At 56.7% G+C, this 16,312-nt stretch carries 11 protein-coding genes; 6 read left to right on the forward strand and 5 right to left on the reverse strand.

What is annotated here, in order from left to right; translation table 11 throughout:
- Nucleotides 1-27 precede the first annotated feature (27 nt).
- Both ACAM27_RS05600 and ACAM27_RS05605 read right to left on the reverse strand, forming a co-directional pair.
- The gene (locus ACAM27_RS05600; RefSeq protein ID WP_023009683.1) at nucleotides 28-1,140 is read right to left on the reverse strand and encodes a branched-chain amino acid ABC transporter substrate-binding protein; all 1,113 of its coding nucleotides are present in this window, start codon (nucleotides 1,138-1,140) and stop codon (nucleotides 28-30) included.
- A 163-nt stretch (nucleotides 1,141-1,303) separates the two neighbouring features.
- Nucleotides 1,304-2,215 carry a tetratricopeptide repeat protein gene (locus ACAM27_RS05605; RefSeq protein WP_014422581.1) on the reverse strand — a complete coding sequence of 304 codons (912 nt, stop codon included), beginning with the start codon at nucleotides 2,213-2,215 and terminating at the stop codon, nucleotides 1,304-1,306.
- Nucleotides 2,216-2,390: 175 nt separating this feature from the next.
- Here ACAM27_RS05605 and ACAM27_RS05610 point away from each other — a divergent pair, with 175 nt between their 5' ends.
- Complete coding sequence (locus ACAM27_RS05610) at nucleotides 2,391-2,915, forward strand: MarR family winged helix-turn-helix transcriptional regulator (RefSeq protein WP_370258240.1); 525 nt, start codon at nucleotides 2,391-2,393, stop codon at nucleotides 2,913-2,915.
- Nucleotides 2,916-2,960: 45 nt separating this feature from the next.
- Here ACAM27_RS05610 and lon read toward each other — a convergent pair whose 3' ends face one another.
- Nucleotides 2,961-5,411: an endopeptidase La gene (gene lon / locus ACAM27_RS05615; protein ID WP_121207592.1), complete on the reverse strand. Its 2,451-nt coding sequence runs from the start codon at nucleotides 5,409-5,411 to the stop codon at nucleotides 2,961-2,963.
- 138 nt (nucleotides 5,412-5,549) lie between these two features.
- Between lon and trxA the strand changes: the two genes are divergently transcribed.
- Both trxA and ACAM27_RS05625 read left to right on the forward strand, forming a co-directional pair.
- Nucleotides 5,550-6,413, forward strand: a complete 864-nt coding sequence (gene trxA, locus ACAM27_RS05620; RefSeq protein WP_369612676.1) for a thioredoxin — start codon at nucleotides 5,550-5,552, stop codon at nucleotides 6,411-6,413.
- A 59-nt stretch (nucleotides 6,414-6,472) separates the two neighbouring features.
- Entirely contained in the window at nucleotides 6,473-6,793 is a 321-nt protein-coding gene (locus ACAM27_RS05625; protein ID WP_369612864.1) for a hypothetical protein, read from the forward strand.
- A 42-nt stretch (nucleotides 6,794-6,835) separates the two neighbouring features.
- On the opposite strand, the gene ACAM27_RS05630 is transcribed toward ACAM27_RS05625, so the two are convergent.
- Nucleotides 6,836-8,200, reverse strand: a complete 1,365-nt coding sequence (locus ACAM27_RS05630; RefSeq protein WP_041655078.1) for a KamA family radical SAM protein — start codon at nucleotides 8,198-8,200, stop codon at nucleotides 6,836-6,838.
- A 663-nt stretch (nucleotides 8,201-8,863) separates the two neighbouring features.
- Between ACAM27_RS05630 and aceE the strand changes: the two genes are divergently transcribed.
- The 3 genes from aceE to ACAM27_RS05645 all read left to right on the forward strand — a co-directional run bounded on the left by aceE (nucleotide 8,864) and on the right by ACAM27_RS05645 (nucleotide 14,593).
- Nucleotides 8,864-11,527: a pyruvate dehydrogenase (acetyl-transferring), homodimeric type gene (gene aceE / locus ACAM27_RS05635; protein WP_141067970.1), complete on the forward strand. Its 2,664-nt coding sequence runs from the start codon at nucleotides 8,864-8,866 to the stop codon at nucleotides 11,525-11,527.
- Between the two features lie 10 nt (nucleotides 11,528-11,537).
- Complete coding sequence (gene aceF, locus ACAM27_RS05640) at nucleotides 11,538-13,196, forward strand: dihydrolipoyllysine-residue acetyltransferase (protein WP_141067969.1); 1,659 nt, start codon at nucleotides 11,538-11,540, stop codon at nucleotides 13,194-13,196.
- Between the two features lie 143 nt (nucleotides 13,197-13,339).
- On the forward strand, nucleotides 13,340-14,593 hold the full coding sequence (locus ACAM27_RS05645) for an NADH:flavin oxidoreductase/NADH oxidase family protein (protein ID WP_369612677.1): 1,254 nt from the start codon (nucleotides 13,340-13,342) through the stop codon (nucleotides 14,591-14,593).
- Between the two features lie 399 nt (nucleotides 14,594-14,992).
- On the opposite strand, the gene ACAM27_RS05650 is transcribed toward ACAM27_RS05645, so the two are convergent.
- Nucleotides 14,993-16,150 carry a DcaP family trimeric outer membrane transporter gene (locus ACAM27_RS05650; RefSeq protein WP_369612678.1) on the reverse strand — a complete coding sequence of 386 codons (1,158 nt, stop codon included), beginning with the start codon at nucleotides 16,148-16,150 and terminating at the stop codon, nucleotides 14,993-14,995.
- Between the last annotated feature and the right edge of the window lie 162 nt (nucleotides 16,151-16,312).

The following is a 16,312-nucleotide window of genomic DNA, read 5'->3' on the forward strand; positions in this document are numbered from 1 at the left end:
TTATTACCGTTAGTTAACGATTTTGGCTCAGTTTACCGGAGTTTTACTGCCATCTGAATGCCATTCGTACACCACAAACTCGAACGACTTCATGTCGCCGGCTTTGTCGTACTGAACGGTGCCGATGGGGGTCTCGAAGCTTCCGGTACGAAGGGCCTGGGCCACATCGAACGGATCTTTCGAGTCGGCCGCTTCAATGCCTTCCGCAATCAGCTGTACGGCGGCATAGGAGGTGAGTACGAAGGGGCCGGAGGGATCTTCACCTTTGGCGTCAAAGGCTGCGATCAGTTCCTGGTTTTCCTCTTTCTGGTCGAAGCTGGGGGGCAGGGTAACCAGCAGGCCTTCGGCGGCTTCACCCGCGATGGTGTTGATGTCTTTGTTACCCACGCCTTCCGGGCCCATGAACTTGGCATCCACGTCAGACTGGCGCGCCTGGCGGAGGATCAGGCCCAGCTCAGGGTGGTAGCCACCGTAGTACACGTAATCGACGTCAGCTTGCTTGATTTTGGTGACAAGGGAGGAGAAGTCCTTGTCACCGGCGGTAATGCCTTCAAACATGGCAATTTCGATGCCGGCATCCTGCAGGGTGTCGCGTACTGCAGTGGCAATACCTTCACCATACTGCTGTTTGTCATGAACGATGGCCACGCGCTCAGGACTCTGGCTGGCAATGTAGTTGCCGGCAACCGGCCCCTGCATGCTGTCCAGGCCGATGGTGCGGAACACCAGTTCGTAGCCGCGCTCGGTGATTTCCGGGCTGGTGGAGGCCGGAGTGATCATCAGAATGCCTTCGTCTTCATAGATGTCAGACGCCGGCTGGGTAGAGCTCGAACACAGGTGGCCCACCACGTAGCGAACACCTTCATTGACCAGGCGGTTGGCAACGGTAACCGCCTGCTTCGGGTCGCACACGTCGTCCACTTCAACGGCCACCAGGTCTTCGCCCATAACACCACCGGCAGCGTTAATCTGCTCGATGGCCATGCGGGCACCAGAGAACTGCATGTCACCGTACTGGGCAACGGGGCCGGTCATCGGGCCGGCGATACCAACTTTGATTTCAGCGGCGGCCTGGCCGGCAGCCATCAGAGCAACGGACGCGCCTACAGCGGTAGCGAGTTTCTTTACGGAGGTTTTCATCGTGTTTTTCCTGTTTGTGTCAGGGTTATTCTTATGTTCTCAGAGACTTAAACAAACACCACAGTCTGTTGCTTGTCAAGCAAATCAGGCCAGGGTGTCTGCTCTGGAACACGGCGCAGCTATCGGGAAAGAATTAGCAAGCGCCATGCCGTCCTGAGCAGTGTCACGCGTCCGTGCTGTCGTCCTTATTTTGAAAGACAAGATTCCTGAAACTTTCGTGATCGTGCAGGTGTTCGAAGCTCGGGTCAACCGATGCGTCGTCCCGATAGGCTTCCGAGATCTCAATGGCTTTTTCCAGATTGCTGACGGCATCTTCCCAGCGGCCAATCTCGGCATAGGCGCACGCCAACTGGTAGTGTGCGTGGCCATTGTCTGGTGCCAGTTTCAGTGCGCGCTGGCACAAGCTGATGGCCCAGAGGGGCTCTTGCATTTCGAGTACGGCGTCGGCTTTATAGCTCAATGCCTCAACATCGTCCGGGCGCAGGTCCAGAATCTGGTCGTAGGCGGCGATCTTGTTCTGCTGCGAGGTTTCCTGGCTTGCCTTCAACCAGAGCGCGTGCACTTCGTTGGTGCGCTCAATCTCGGCCTGGTTCTGATGGATGATCTCGGACTTCTGCTGCAGTTGTTCTTCAATGGCCTTCAGGCGCTGTTCGTATTCCACCACCAGTTCGTTCACACGTTTCTCGGCCAGGCTGGTCAGCTGGTTGCGCATGTCGCGGATGGAGTTCCAGCCAATGACAACCAGAATGGAAGTGGCGCCGGCGATCAGGTAGAAAAAGTAAGTCACCGTGTCGGTGGCGTAGGACATGGTTTTGTCGGCCACAGACAGTTCCTTGTCTACCACTTTCTCGATCAGTTCGGCCCGGGTGTTTTGCATCTCCTGGCGCAACGCCTTGGTTTCCTCCAGCAGATAGAGTTCCACGAACGGCGTGTACATGGGTTTTTCCAGGGTGCGTGTGCTTTCCTCCAGGTCTTCCGCGGTCAGTTCCTCTTCCGGGCCGAGCTGTTGTTGCTGGGCAAACGCCTGGCCGGCAAAAGTGAGCACGAGGGCGAACATGAGGTAATACCTGATCATTAACCAGATCCATCAGTCAGTGAATTGAAGCGATTGCTGACCTTAGCATAGTGGCTGGCAGAAATAATGCTGCATTGCCCACCGAAAGGGGGAATGCCAACAAGAAAGCAAGCTAGTAAAACTGCACACTTGCAATCCTTGGTGCGAAGACCTCTAATAATTAGTGGTATAAATAATGGTCAGAAATCTCTTCCGGGGGACGGATGTGAACAGCTATGAGCAGGTTTTGGTGGCATTGCGCCGGGTAATCCGGGCCACGGATCTTCATTCCAAGCGACTCAGCAAGCACGCCGGGCTTACCGGCCCCCAGTTGCTGATCATGCGCACTATCCGGGATATGGGTGAGGTTACGATCGGCACGATTGCCGAGAACGTGAGTCTCAGCCAGGCCACGGTGACGACCATTCTCGACAGACTGGAGCATCGCAAACTGGTGTACCGGGTTCGCAGCACGAGAGACAAGCGCAAGGTTCACGCCCATCTCACGGAGGAAGGTGCTGAGATTCTGGCTCGCGCGCCCAACCCCCTGCAGGAGGACTTCATCCAGAAGTTCCAGAGCCTTGCCGAGTGGGAACAAACCATGATTCTGGCGTCGTTGCAGCGCGTGGCGAATATGATGGATGCCGATGATATCGATGCGTCACCGGTTCTGACCGTTGGCTCGGTACTGAAAGACGACGGCTGGAAAGAAAAAGCCTGACTTGGCTTTGAGGCCAGCCCCGAGCGAGGCTGGCCCGAACTTCCCTTAATGAACGCTGGAGCCTTGCTTCGGCTTGTTGCCAAAACACACCTGAAACACATCGTTGTAGTGTTTGGCAAAGTTCACCGAGATACCTTCTTTCAGGTAATCGGGAAGTTCCTCGTAATCCCCGCGGTTCGCTTCCGGCAGGATCAGGTTGTTGATTTTCTGTCGGCGTGCGGCAATCACCTTTTCCCGAATGCCTCCCACCGGCAAGACCTGCCCGGTTAACGTCAGTTCCCCGGTCATGGCCAGGTTCTGTTGCGGTGCTTCCTTGCGGGCAATGGACAACAGGGCGGTGGCCATGGTGATGCCGGCGCTCGGCCCGTCTTTTGGCGTTGCGCCCTCGGGCACGTGCAGGTGGACAAAGGATTTGTCGAAGAAAGTCGGGTCACCCTTGAACCGCTTGAGGTTCGAGGACACGAAGCTGTAGGCGATCTCGGCCGATTCCTTCATCACATCTCCCAGTTGTCCGGTGAGCTTGAAGCCCCGCTGGCTGCTGTGAATGCGTGAGGCCTCAATGCTGAGAGTGGCGCCGCCCATGGCGGTCCAGGCCAGGCCCGTCACCACGCCGGTGCCTTTCAGGGATTTCTCTTTCTTGAATGCCGGCTGGCCGAGATAGTCGGTCAGATCGCCAACACCCACTCGAACCGGGTCATCCGGGTTTTCCAGCAGGCGCACGATGCCCTTGCGGACAATCTTGTGCAGCAGCTTCTCCAGATTCCGCACGCCGGCTTCCCGGGCGTAGCCCTCAATCACCTGGCGAATGGCAGCGTCGCTGATGTTCAGCTGCTTCTTCAGCAGGCCCGCCCGCTTGAGCAGGCGAGGTACCAGGTAATGTTTGGCAATGGCCAGTTTTTCTTCGCCGATGTAGCCGGACAGGCGGATCACGTCCATCCGGTCCAGCAGCGGCCGGGGGATCGTGTCCAACTGGTTGGCGGTGCAGATGAAGAGCACTTTCGAGAGGTCCATGCGCACATCCAGGTAGTGATCCAGGAACTCCCTGTTCTGTTCCGGGTCCAGGGTTTCCAGCAAGGCTGAGGCCGGGTCACCCTGGTAAGAGCTGCCGATCTTGTCGATCTCGTCCAGCATGATCACCGGGTTGGCTACTTTGCTGTCTTTCAGGGCCTGTACGAACTTTCCGGGCATGGCGCCGATGTAGGTGCGACGGTGTCCCTTGATTTCGGCTTCATCCCGCATGCCGCCCACGCTGAAACGGTAGAACTCCCGGCCCAGGGCATCCGCCACCGAATGGCCGATAGAGGTTTTACCGACCCCGGGCGGGCCGACCAGCAGCAGTATGGAGCCGCTCACTTCGCCCTTGAACGTGCCTTCAGCCAGAAATTCAATGATGCGGTCCTTTACATCGTCCAGGCCGTCATGGTCCCGGTCCAGAATCTTGCGGGCCTCGGCCAGATCAAAATGATCCTGTGAATGCACGCCCCAGGGCACCTGGGTAATCCAGTCCAGATAGTTGCGGGTTACCCCGTATTCCGGTGAGCCCTGTTCCAGCACCTGCAGTTTCTGGATTTCATCCTTGAATCGCTCCTGCACGGCTTCCGGCGGATTCAGTTTGGCCATTCGCTCTTCGAAGCGTTCCACGTCCGCGGTTTTGTCATCCTTCGCAATGCCCAGCTCCCGCTGGATCACTTTCAACTGCTCTCGCAGGAAAAACTCCCGCTGGTGCTTCTGCACCTTCTCGTTTACTTCTTCGTTGATCTCGGATTGCAGGCGGGCGACCTCCTGCTCCTTGCGCATCAGCAGCAGTACTTTTTCCATGCGCCGGAGCAGGGGTACGGTATCGAGAACATCCTGAAGTTCGCGACCCGGAGCGCTGGTCATGGATGCACCGAAGTCCGCAAGGGGAGAGCTGTCATCGGGCCCGAAGCGTGACAGGTATTGCTTCACTTCTTCGCCATAAAGCGGGTTGGTGCGCAGCAGTTCCTTGATGGCGCTGATGATGGCCAGGGTGTAAGCCTTGAGTTCGTCGGCCGGTTCTTCGGGCTCCTGTGGGTATTCGACTTCCACCAGATAGGGTGGGCGACGGCGAAGCCACTGGACAATTCTGAACCGTTGCAGACCCTGGGCGATGAACTGAACCTTGCCGCTCTCGTTCTGGGCTTGATGCACGCGTACGGCGCAGCCCATGGTCTCAAGGTCTTCACTCTCGGGAATGCCGTTTTCGGCCTCTGGATTCTCGACAAAACAGATGCCCAGAACCCGGTGATCGGTTTCACCAACCCGCTTCAGGGTTTCCTGCCAGGGGTCCTGGTTGACCATGACCGGCTGCACCTGAGCAGGAAAGAACGGCCGGTTGGAGACCGGCAGAATATACATGCGCTGCGGCATAACCTGCTGTGGCAGCGCCAGGCTCTTGCTGTTTTCGTCTTTGCCGATGTATTCGGTCACGTCTTCTTCAAATTCTTCCAGGGAGTCTTTGCGGTTCTCGTCATTCATACCGGATTGCTCTCAAGGCGTGAGTGGTTAAAGACCTATGTAACGACAAAAGCCGGGTTTTCAAGCTGGCTTGATTTTTCCGCCGTTGGCTCCATATCTTCAGACAATTTCATTCATTCTGGTTCAGGTTCCCGACATATGAGCAATTCGCCGCATATCTTTGATGCCACCGCCGACAACTTTCAGCAGAAAGTGATGGAAGCCTCTGCTACCACGCCGATTCTGGTGGATGTATGGGCGGAGTGGTGCGCGCCCTGCAAACAGCTGATGCCGACTCTGCAAAAGCTGGCGGAGGAATATCAGGGTAACTTTCAGCTGGCCAAGGTGAATGCCGACGAACAGCAGGAACTGACGGCCTCCCTGGGGGTGCGCAGTCTGCCGACCATCATTCTGGTGAAGAATGGTCAGGCTGTGGATGGTTTTAATGGCGCCTTGCCCGAGAGCGAAATCCGCAAGATTCTGGAAAAGCACATCGAAGCCCCGGCGGAAGATCCTTACGAGAAAGCCCACGCTCTTTGGGAAGCCGGTGATGTGGACGGAGCCCTGGCCATCCTCACGGAGCTGAACCAGAAAGACCCGGAAAACCTGGATGTGCTGATTGATCTGGCCCAGTTGAAGGCCGAGCAGGGCGATCTGGATACCGCGGAGCAGGTGCTCAACAGCCTGCCGCCGGAAGAAAAAATGCAGCATAAAGCCAAACAGCTGGCGGCGAGGGTGAAGTTCCTCAAGCAGTCGGGTGAACTGCCCGCGCAGGCGGAGTTGGAGGCAAAACTTGAGGCCAACCCGAAAGATCCTGAGGCCCTGCATCAGTTGTCCCTGCACATGGTTTTGCAGGATAAAAACGCGGAAGCCATGGATTTGCTGATCCGGCTGATGCAGGCCGATAGCACCTACAAGGACGGCGTAGCCAAAACCACATTGGTGGAGCTGTTTGAGAAACTGGGCAACAACAATCCGGATGTGCGCACGTATCGTAGGAAGCTGTATACCCTGATGCACTGAGCCGGTTGGACGGTGAGCCGGTCGGTAGCATCGCTGACTGGCTCAATTATCTCTCCACGATGCTGAAACTCCCTCCCCAGCCCGACCATTGTGAGCTTTGCGAACGCCCGGTGGCAAAGCTCACAAGGCATCACCTGATACCCAGGCATCTGCATCGCAAGAAGCGCTTTCAGAAACTGTTTTCCAGGGAAGAGTTGATCACCCGTACGCTTTGGGTCTGTCGCCCGTGCCATAACGCGATTCACAGGGCGTGTTCAGAGTATGAGCTGGGGCTGAATTACAACTCGAGGGAAAAGCTGCTGGAGCTCGAGGAGGTGAGGGTGTTTGTTGGATGGATTCGGGAAAAGCCGGCGGGGTTTGTGCCTAAGAAGGGACGGTAAGGAGGCCCGTCACGGGGACGGGCCTGATCTTAAGTCAACGCCTCAGGCGTTGCCGTTCTTCATTTCTTCAAACTCATCCTCAAAGAAGAACTTCTCTTCTCCGAAGGCGGGCTCGAGCTCATGCAGCCAGGTGGCCGTTTCGCTGTATTTGGCGAAGAACGGTCGCTGCACCCAATCCGGGTTTCGGCCTTGCAGGAAGCGCAGTACGAAGACCTTCTCGCCGTTGATTTCGGTGATGCCCTGGATCTCCACTTTGCCGGGGCCGGCGCTCATGCTGGGGCCGCGGGCGGTCCGGGCCAGGCCGCTGACTTGCTTCATGGCCTCACGATAGATGTGGTAAGCCTCGGCCAGGGGCACCTCGAAGTAGTTCTTGGCACCGGTGTCCCGCTCTACGAACATGTAGTAGGGGATGATGCCCAGCTTCACTTCTTTCTTCCACAGCTTGGCCCAGGCATCGGCATCGTCGTTCACATGCTTGATCAGCGGGCCCTGGGCGCGGATCTCGGCACCAGTGGCGCGAATGCGGCGGATGGCCTCTTCCGCGATGTCGGTGGTGATCTCCTGCCAGTGGTTGTAATGGGCCATGATGGCCACGTGTTTGCCACCATCAACCAGCTTGGCGAACAGCTCGATCAGTTCGTCGGCGTCCTTGTCGGTCACGAAGCGATAGGGCCAGAAGGTCAGGGCCTTGGTGCCGATGCGGATGGTCTGGATGTGGTCGAACTCCGGTTGCAACAGGGGTTCCAGGTACTGCACCAGGTTCTTGGTTTTCATCACCATCGGGTCGCCACCGGTGACAAGCAGGTCGGTCACTTCGGTGTGCTCCTGCAGGTAGCCGTGCAGCTTTTCGGCATCGGTACTGGCCATTTTCAGGTCTTTATCGCCAACAAACTGCGCCCAGCGGAAACAGAAGGTGCAGTAGCTGTGGCAGGTCTGGCCCTGGGACGGGAAGAACAGCACGGTTTCGCGGTACTTGTGCTGCACGCCGTCCAGCACCTCTCCGTCCAGTTCCGGCATGTTCATTTCCATCTGCCCGGCCGGGTGCGGGTTCAGTGCGTCGCGGATTTCCTTGGCAGCGGCCTGGATGTCTTTCTTGTCGGCGCCTTCCCGGTGCAGTTGCGCCATGCGCTCGTAGTGTTCGTCCTTGAGCATGCCTTTCTGTGGAAAGACCAGTTGATAGATCGGGTCGTTGGGCACCTTGTCCCAGTTGATCAGTTCGTTGATCACATATTCGTTAACCCGGAAGGGCAGCACGCTGGCCACCACTTTCATTTCAAACAGGGTTTCCTCGGGGAGATTCTGGATCGCCTCAATCTTGTCGAGCTGGCGGTCGGTAAAAACCTTGAACCGGCGCTCCTCGAATTCCTGAACCGGTATTCGGTTCGGAAAGGTGACGATGGAGTTCATGGATCGCCCTCTGTTGTGAGCCAAAGACAAAAGGAGGTGTGCCTCCTTCACTGGTTAAAAAACGGGCAGGCAAGTATACATAAATCATAATTTATTTTCAGGTCTAATTAATAAAACGGAGGTCCGGGCGAGGGTTTTCGGTCGTTCAGTCGGTATCAGCGCCTATTTGTCGCTAAAGGATGCGAAAAGTCGTGAACGACAGTTTCAGATTATGCTTAGTGTGTTGATGTAAATGGGCGCTGGGAGGGGGTTCGACCTTGGTCGGAGATCGGTTGTTTCGTGATCGGAATATCGCCATTATTGCGTAAGTAATCTAAATAAATGGCGGGTATCTGTCATTCAAACAGGTGTTTGTTTGTTTCTTAGTGCCATTTTGTAGTAAAAGAACGAAAGTTTTGCTTCTGCTGGATAGTCAGGGCTGGCAGAACCGTTTTCCGCGCAATCGGTCCGTGCCAAAAGCCATACCGATAACCGTTCGCGCGGCAGGAAAAATGAGAAAGCTGTTCTATGCTTGAGAGAGGTCAATCACGCAGCTCAGCCTTTCTTTCAAGCTGACGTTTCCACAAAAAATACTGCATACCATCGCAGCTTATCGACTTCGCACCGTCTTTGGCCGCTGATCGTGGCCGGCGTTGCACCTTTTGATGCCAAGGGGAGGGTTTGATGTACCAGGATGATGATCCCATTGAAACCAGTGAATGGCTGGATGCGCTGGAATCTCTGATCGAGAACGAAGGCGTAGACCGGGCCAAATACATTCTTGAACGGCTTTCCGAGCGAGCCAGCCGCGATGGCACCGAACTGCCTTATTCCATAACCACGCCATTCCGTAACAGCATACCTGTGACCCAGGAATCTCGCATGCCGGGCGATCTGTTCATGGAACGTCGCATTCGCTCGCTGATTCGATGGAACGCCATGGCCATGGTGGTGCGCGCCAACAAGCGCCCGGGTGACCTTGGTGGCCACATTTCCACTTTCTCCTCAGCAGCCACTCTGTACGATGTGGGCTTCAACTATTTCTTTCATGGCGGTGGTGAGGACCGTGCTTCAGACCTGGTGTATTTCCAGGGCCACGCGTCGCCGGGCATCTATGCCCGTTCCTTCCTGGAAGGTCGCTTCAGCGAAGAGCAGCTGGACAAGTATCGCGAAGAAGTCGATGGCGAAGGTCTGTCTTCTTATCCACACCCCTGGCTGATGCCGGATTACTGGCAGTTCCCGACGGTATCCATGGGGCTTGGTCCAATTCAGTCCATCTACCAGGCCCACGTCATGAAGTACCTGCACAGTCGCGAGCTGATCGACATGGACGGCCGCAAAGTGTGGGCGTTTGTCGGTGACGGCGAGTGCGACGAGCCGGAAACCCTGGGCTCCATCTCCAAGGCGGGCCGCGAGAAACTGGATAACCTGATCTGGGTGGTCAACTGCAACCTGCAGCGCCTGGATGGCCCGGTGCGGGGTAACGGCAAGATCGTACAGGAGCTGGAAGGTGTATTCCGTGGCGCTGGCTGGAACGTCATCAAGGTGGTCTGGGGCCGCATGTGGGATCCGCTGTTCGAGAAAGACGAAGACGGCGTGATGCAGCGGGCGATGGACGAGCTGTGCGATGGCGAACTTCAGAACCTGACGTTCAAGGGCCCGGCCTATACCCGCAAGGAATTCTTCGGCAAGCATCCGGAGCTGGCCAAGCTGGCGGAAAATCTGTCGGACGAGGATATCAGCAAACTGAACCGCGGCGGCCACGACCCTTACAAGGTCTACGCGGCTTATCACAAGGCCGTGAACCAGGCCAACGGCAAGCCGACGGTCATTCTGGCTCACACCATCAAGGGTTATGGTTTTGGTGCGGCGGGTGAAGCCCAGAACACCGCGCACTCTTTGAAGAAGCTGGACATCGATACCCTGAAAGCGTTCCGGGATCGTTTCGGTGTGCCGCTGAAAGACGAAGAACTGGAAGACGTACCTTATTACCGTCCGGCGCCGGACAGCCCGGAGCTGGTCTATATGAAGAAGCGCCGGCAGGAGCTGGGTGGTTTCTATCCCAAGCGCAACAAGGATTGCCAGCCGCTGCAGATTCCCGAACTGGATATCTTCAAGCAGGTGCTGGAAGGGTCTGACGGCCGTGAGATCTCTACTACCATGGCCTTTGTCCGCATTCTGAGTGCCCTGGTCAAAGACAAGCGCATCGGCAAGCGCGTCGTGCCTATCGTGCCGGACGAAGCCCGTACTTTCGGTATGGAAGGCATGTTCCGTCAGTTGGGTATCTACACGGCGGAAGGCCAGAAGTACGTGCCTCAGGATCGTGACCAGATCATGTACTACCGGGAAGACAAGAAGGGGCAGATCCTGCAGGAAGGCATCAATGAAGACGGTGCCATGTCCACCTGGATGGCGGCGGCTACGTCATACAGTACCAACAGTTTCCCGCTGATTCCGTTCTACGTGTTCTACTCCATGTTCGGCTTCCAGCGGGTAGGAGACCTGGCCTGGGCCTCGGGCGACATGCAGGCCCGCGGCTTCCTGATCGGCGGCACTGCCGGCCGGACTACTCTGAACGGTGAGGGCTTGCAGCACCAGGACGGCCACAGCCATATTCTGGCCAACACCATTCCCAACTGTAAGGCTTATGACCCGGCTTACGGCTACGAGATGGCCGTGGTGATCCGTCATGGTATGAAGGAGATGTTTGAAGATAACCAGAACGTCTTCTACTACCTGACTATCGAAAACGAGAACTACGAACAGCCGGCGATGCCGAAAGACTCTGAAGACGGCATCATTAAGGGCATGTACAAGTTCGAGTCGGTGGAAACCAAGGGCCGCAAGAAGAGCCCGCGGGTTCAGCTGCTGGGCTCCGGCGCGATCATGAACGAGGTCCGTGCCGCGGCGCAGATGCTGAAGGACGACTGGGGTGTGGCCTCGGATGTCTGGAGTGTCACCAGCTTCAACGAACTGGCCCGTGATGGCCAGCATGTGGAGCGCTGGAACCACCTGCACCCGGATGACAAGCCGCGCAAGGCCTACGTCACGCAGTGCCTGGAAAAGGCTCAGGGCCCTGTGGTGTCGTCTACCGACTACATCAAACTGCACTCCGAGCAGTTGCGGGCATTCATCCCGAAAACCTACATGACCCTGGGCACCGACGGTTTCGGCCGCAGCGATACCCGCGAGAAGCTCCGTAACTTCTTCGAGGTGGATCGTTACTATGTGGCGGTGACTGCACTGGCCGCCCTGGCTAAAGATGGTGAGATCAAACAGGAGCAGGTTCTCGAAGCCATGCGCAAGTACGGAATCGATCGCAACAAACCGAACCCGGTGCTGAGCTAAGGAGACCGCCATGAGTGAACAGGAAATCAAGGTTCCCGATCTCGGCGGTGCTGATGAAGTCGAGATCATCGAAATCATCGTCAGTGAAGGGGATTCGGTAGAGGAAGAAGATCCGATTCTGACCGTGGAATCCGACAAAGCCTCGGTAGAACTGCCGGCCCCCGCCGCCGGCAAGATCACCAAAATCACCGTCAAGGTGGGTGACAAGGTGAAAGAGGGCGACGTGATCGGCATGCTGGCCGCCAGCGGTGATGCTGGGGGCTCGGACGATGCCGCGGATGATAAGTCGGAACAGACCGAGGAAAAATCCGAGGCGCCATCTGAGGCCAGATCGGAAGACGCCAAGCCGGCTCCGAAAAAGAAGAAGTCTGGTGGCTCTCGCACCGAAGTGGTGAAAGTGCCGTCGCTGGATGGCTTTGAAGATGTGCCGGTGATTGAAATCAACGTGGCTGAAGGCGATACGGTTGGTGAGGAAGACCCGCTGGTAACAGTGGAGTCCGACAAGGCCACCATGGAAATTCCATCGCCCTACGCGGGCAAGATCGGCAAGATTCTGGTGAAGGAAGGCGACAAGCTCTCCGAAGGTTCAGACCTCCTGGAAATGACCATCGAAGACGATGGTGACGACGAGGACGAATCGGCAGATTCCGGTGACAGCGCACAGGCAGACAGCCAGGAAAGCAAACCGGAGAAACCCCAGGGCAAACAGGAATCCGAGCCTCAGCCGCAGGGCTCTACCTACGAGCCACCGTCACCTGGCACCAAGGTGCACGCCGGTCCGGCCGTGCGTAAACTGGCCCGGGAACTGGGGGCAGACCTCACGCGCGTGAAAGGTTCAGGCCCAAAAGGCCGGATCGTGAAAGACGATGTGCACGCCTACGTGAAGAGCCAGTTGCAGCAGGCCCAGCAGGGCAGTGGCGTAGCCACTGGCTCTGGCATTCCGGGCGTGAAGCTGCCGGACTTCAGCCAGTTCGGTGAGATCGAGCGTGAAGGTATGTCTCGCATGATGGCGGCCACCGCCACCAACATGCAGCGCAGCTGGCTGAACGTGCCTCACGTGACCCAGTTCGACGATGCCGATATCACCGAAATGGAAGACTTCCGCAAGGCCCAGAAAGCAGCCGGCGAAAAGCGTGGCGTGAAGATGACCCCGCTGCCGTTCCTGCTCAAGGCCTGCGCTGCCGCGCTGGCGGAACTGCCTCAGTTCAACGTGTCTCTGGACATGGAACGCAAAGAGGTGGTGCGCAAGAAGTACATCCACATCGGCATTGCGGTGGATACACCACACGGCCTTATGGTGCCGGTGATCCGGGATGTAGACCAGAAGGGCCTGTGGGAACTGGCGGCCGAAAGCGCCGAGTTGGCCCAGAAGGCGAGGGACAAGCAGCTGAAGCCGGCAGAAATGCAGGGTGCCTGCTTTACCATCACCAGCCTGGGCGGCATTGGCGGCACAGCGTTCACGCCGATCGTGAATACGCCGGAAGTGGCGATCCTGGGTGTGTCCAAAGCCTCCATGAAACCGGTGTGGGACGGCAAGGAGTTCCAGCCGCGGTTGATGCTGCCGCTGTCGCTGTCTTACGACCACCGCGCGGTGAACGGAGCGGATGCTGCCCGGTTTACCAACCTGCTGACGCAGCTGCTCGGGGATATTCGGACCCTGCTGCTGTGATGTAGCCTTGTTGGTCGCACTGCGACGGTGTCGTTGCAGTGCGACCAGTCTTCCGCTCGGGCCTGGTCAGCTTGGCCAATGTCTGCACGTTATGAGCCACCCACCATCAGTGTCACAACAAACGACTGTGATACGAGGCTCCCATGACTCCCTCAGAACTGCTTTCCAGGCCATTCACGCTGCCGAATGGATCGGTTATCCCCAATCGCTTTGCCAAGTCCGCAATGAGCGAAACGCTGGGAAGCATTGATAATCATCCGACTAAAGAATTGATCACCCTGTACAGAGCCTGGGCAGACGGGGGTGCCGGGCTGTCGATCACTGGCAACGTAATGATTGACCGGAGGCACATCGGGGAGCCGCAAAACGTCGTGGTTGAGGATGAGGCCGATCTGGATCTTCTCAAATCCTGGGCCAGGGCCGGGCAGGGTGGCGGGAAACAGATCTGGATGCAGCTCAATCATCCAGGCAAGCAAAGCCCCAAGATGCTTAATAGAGACCCGGTGTCTCCAAGCGCGGTTCCCTTCAAGAAGGACCTGCGGGGGATGTTCGCAACCCCGCGTGCGCTCACGGGGCCGGAGATTGATGACATTATTCGTCGCTTTGCGCAGGCCGCAGCCGTCGCCAAAAAGGCGGGATTTGATGGTGTACAGATTCACGGAGCCCATGGGTATCTGGTTAGCCAGTTTTTGTCTCCCCATCACAATCAACGCACTGACGAGTGGGGTGGTTCTGCGGCGAATCGGCGGCGCTTTGTACTGTCTGTGTATCGAGAAATCCGCAAGGCTTGTGGTCGGGGATTTAATGTTGGCATCAAACTGAATTCGGCAGATTTTCAGCGCGGGGGCTTCACTGAGGATGAGTCTCTGGCTGTGATCAAGGCGCTGGTGGCAGAGGGCATTGATCTGGTGGAAATCTCAGGAGGAAATTATGAAAACCCCGCCATGGCGAAAGGTGCGGGAAGCGAGGAGGTGAAAGCCAGTACCCTGGCACGGGAGGCCTACTTCCTGAAGTTTGCTGAAAAAGTCCGTGAATTGACGGACGTACCCTTGATGGTCACGGGCGGGTTCCGCACAGAGCGGGGGATGGCACAGGCCATCGATTCTGGTGCCACGGACCTGGTGGGGCTGGCAAGGCCCTTGGTTGTGGAACCTGATCTGCCGACTCGTATTATGGCGGGCGATCCGGTTACCAGTGCGGTCAAGCCTATTAAAACCGGCCTTCGAATGATCGACGATATGGCTCTGATGGAGGTCAGTTGGTACACCCGTCAGATCGGAAGAATTGCCCGTGGCAGGACTCCAAAACAGCACGACCGGGGCCTGTTATCCCTGATGGAGGTGCTGGCGGTTATGGCTACCCGAGGCGTTCGAACACGGTTACGGGCGGGCAGCTAATCGGAGAGCCGGCTGTCCCCGGGGGCCAACCGGCCGCCTTTCTGATCAGTTGGCAAAGAACATCCAGTCGAAATAATCGTGCAGATCCTGCATGGCCCAGGCTTCCGCAGGTTGGGTCAGTTCAAACAACAGGTTTTGGTCTTTGGCGAGTTTCATGGCGTTACCTCACGTCGTTGCGATAGGAATGCGAGTTCGCTGTCGCCAGCGTATCAAGGCTTTTGCATTGGTCATGCCAAATCTTTTGACTGAAGGTAAGTCTATGAAAATGTTAAGTAAGGAATAATTGGCTTTGAAGCTGGAAGGTGAGAGCTGAGCAGGAATGGTGCCGGCGCACCATCCTGGAACGAAAAACCCCGGCCGAAGCCGGGGTAATTCTGAGTTAACTTCTGATAGGAAGGATCAGAAGTTGTACTGTGCTGCGAAGAGCAGGCGACTTGCATCACCATCGGTGCCGTCGACGTTTTCACGCTTCAGGAACTGATACTCGACGCCCATCATGACGTTCTTGAGTGGAGTCCACTTGTAGTTGGCCATGATCGCTTGGTTGGTTTCGCTCTCTCCATCGACAAGTAGGCCGTCATCTTCCGCGTCATCCCAGTCTACAGTAACTAGGCCGTAGCCAATGTTTACTGAGCGACCACCGCCCAAGTTAATGCCCGCTCCAATGGAGCCACCGTAACCGGCGAGGGTTTCAACGTCACCGCTCCCGTCAACGTAGGCACTTGCCGCCCCAAAATTGTCGCCAGAGCGGTACAGATAGGAGTTTGCACCATTGGTGTAAGACATTGTGCCTTGAACGGTGATCATGTCAGTGAGAGCCATTTTGGCAGCAACGAAGGTCGCAAACCCAAAAGCGTTCTCGTCATCATCTCCGTCATCATAACCTACCTGTTGGGCCAGGACTGCGGCTGAGTAGGAAAGTCCGCCAGCAGAATCCTCAATTCGTGCCGTGAGCGCCGGCATGCCCTTTTTGGTGCCATCGGAGTCTAGGATTGGGTCTCCGTCGTCATCGACGCCGTTCGCGACGATATTAGCACTGTATTCCTCCAGTGAGAAAGACAGAGGACCAGTGGTGTAGCGAGCCTGCGCAACTCGGCCTTGAAGGCCGGCAAGGCCCGGCAATGAATCGAAGTCCAGAGTAGAGGTGTTGCCAACGAAGCTGGTGAAGTTCGACCAGGTCTGGCCCATCAAAACACCATTATACTCGCCGAACGCGTGACGAAGGCGCAGGTTGCCCGGACGGAAGTCGCCTTCAACGGTAACGTTGAGACCCTCGGGAGAAGTGGTTTTAAAGCCGAGACGACTCTGGACGGCATCAGCTCCGAAGTGGCCATCAGCGGCGTCGTCATTGCCAGCCAAGCCGTCGTACGAACCAGAACGTGTACTCAGCGACTGGTCGCTGTCCACGTCGTAGGAGGCGTTCAGACGAGCGTAGCCGTAAACATTGACATCGTAATCTCCCGCACTGAAGCTGACAGCGCCAGCCTGGCTCGCCATGCCAAGAACCGTTGCGGCCGCCGTCGCACGAATTGCCATTCTTAATTTGTTGCTTTGCATTGTTGTTGTCTCCACACGTTTATTGTTGTTGGACCCACAGACAAAGTAGTTACGAATCTATGACAATTCAAACAGAATCGGTGATTATTTAGACGAATGTCTATAGGCCTTCGATTCAGTCATGGTGGCATCCGGAGGAGTACTTTGGTCGTAATGGGCAAG

Origin of the sequence: Marinobacter sp. RI1 (assembly GCF_041155085.1) — a bacterium.
In the GTDB taxonomy this organism is placed as follows: Bacteria; Pseudomonadota; Gammaproteobacteria; order Pseudomonadales; family Oleiphilaceae; genus Marinobacter; species Marinobacter nauticus.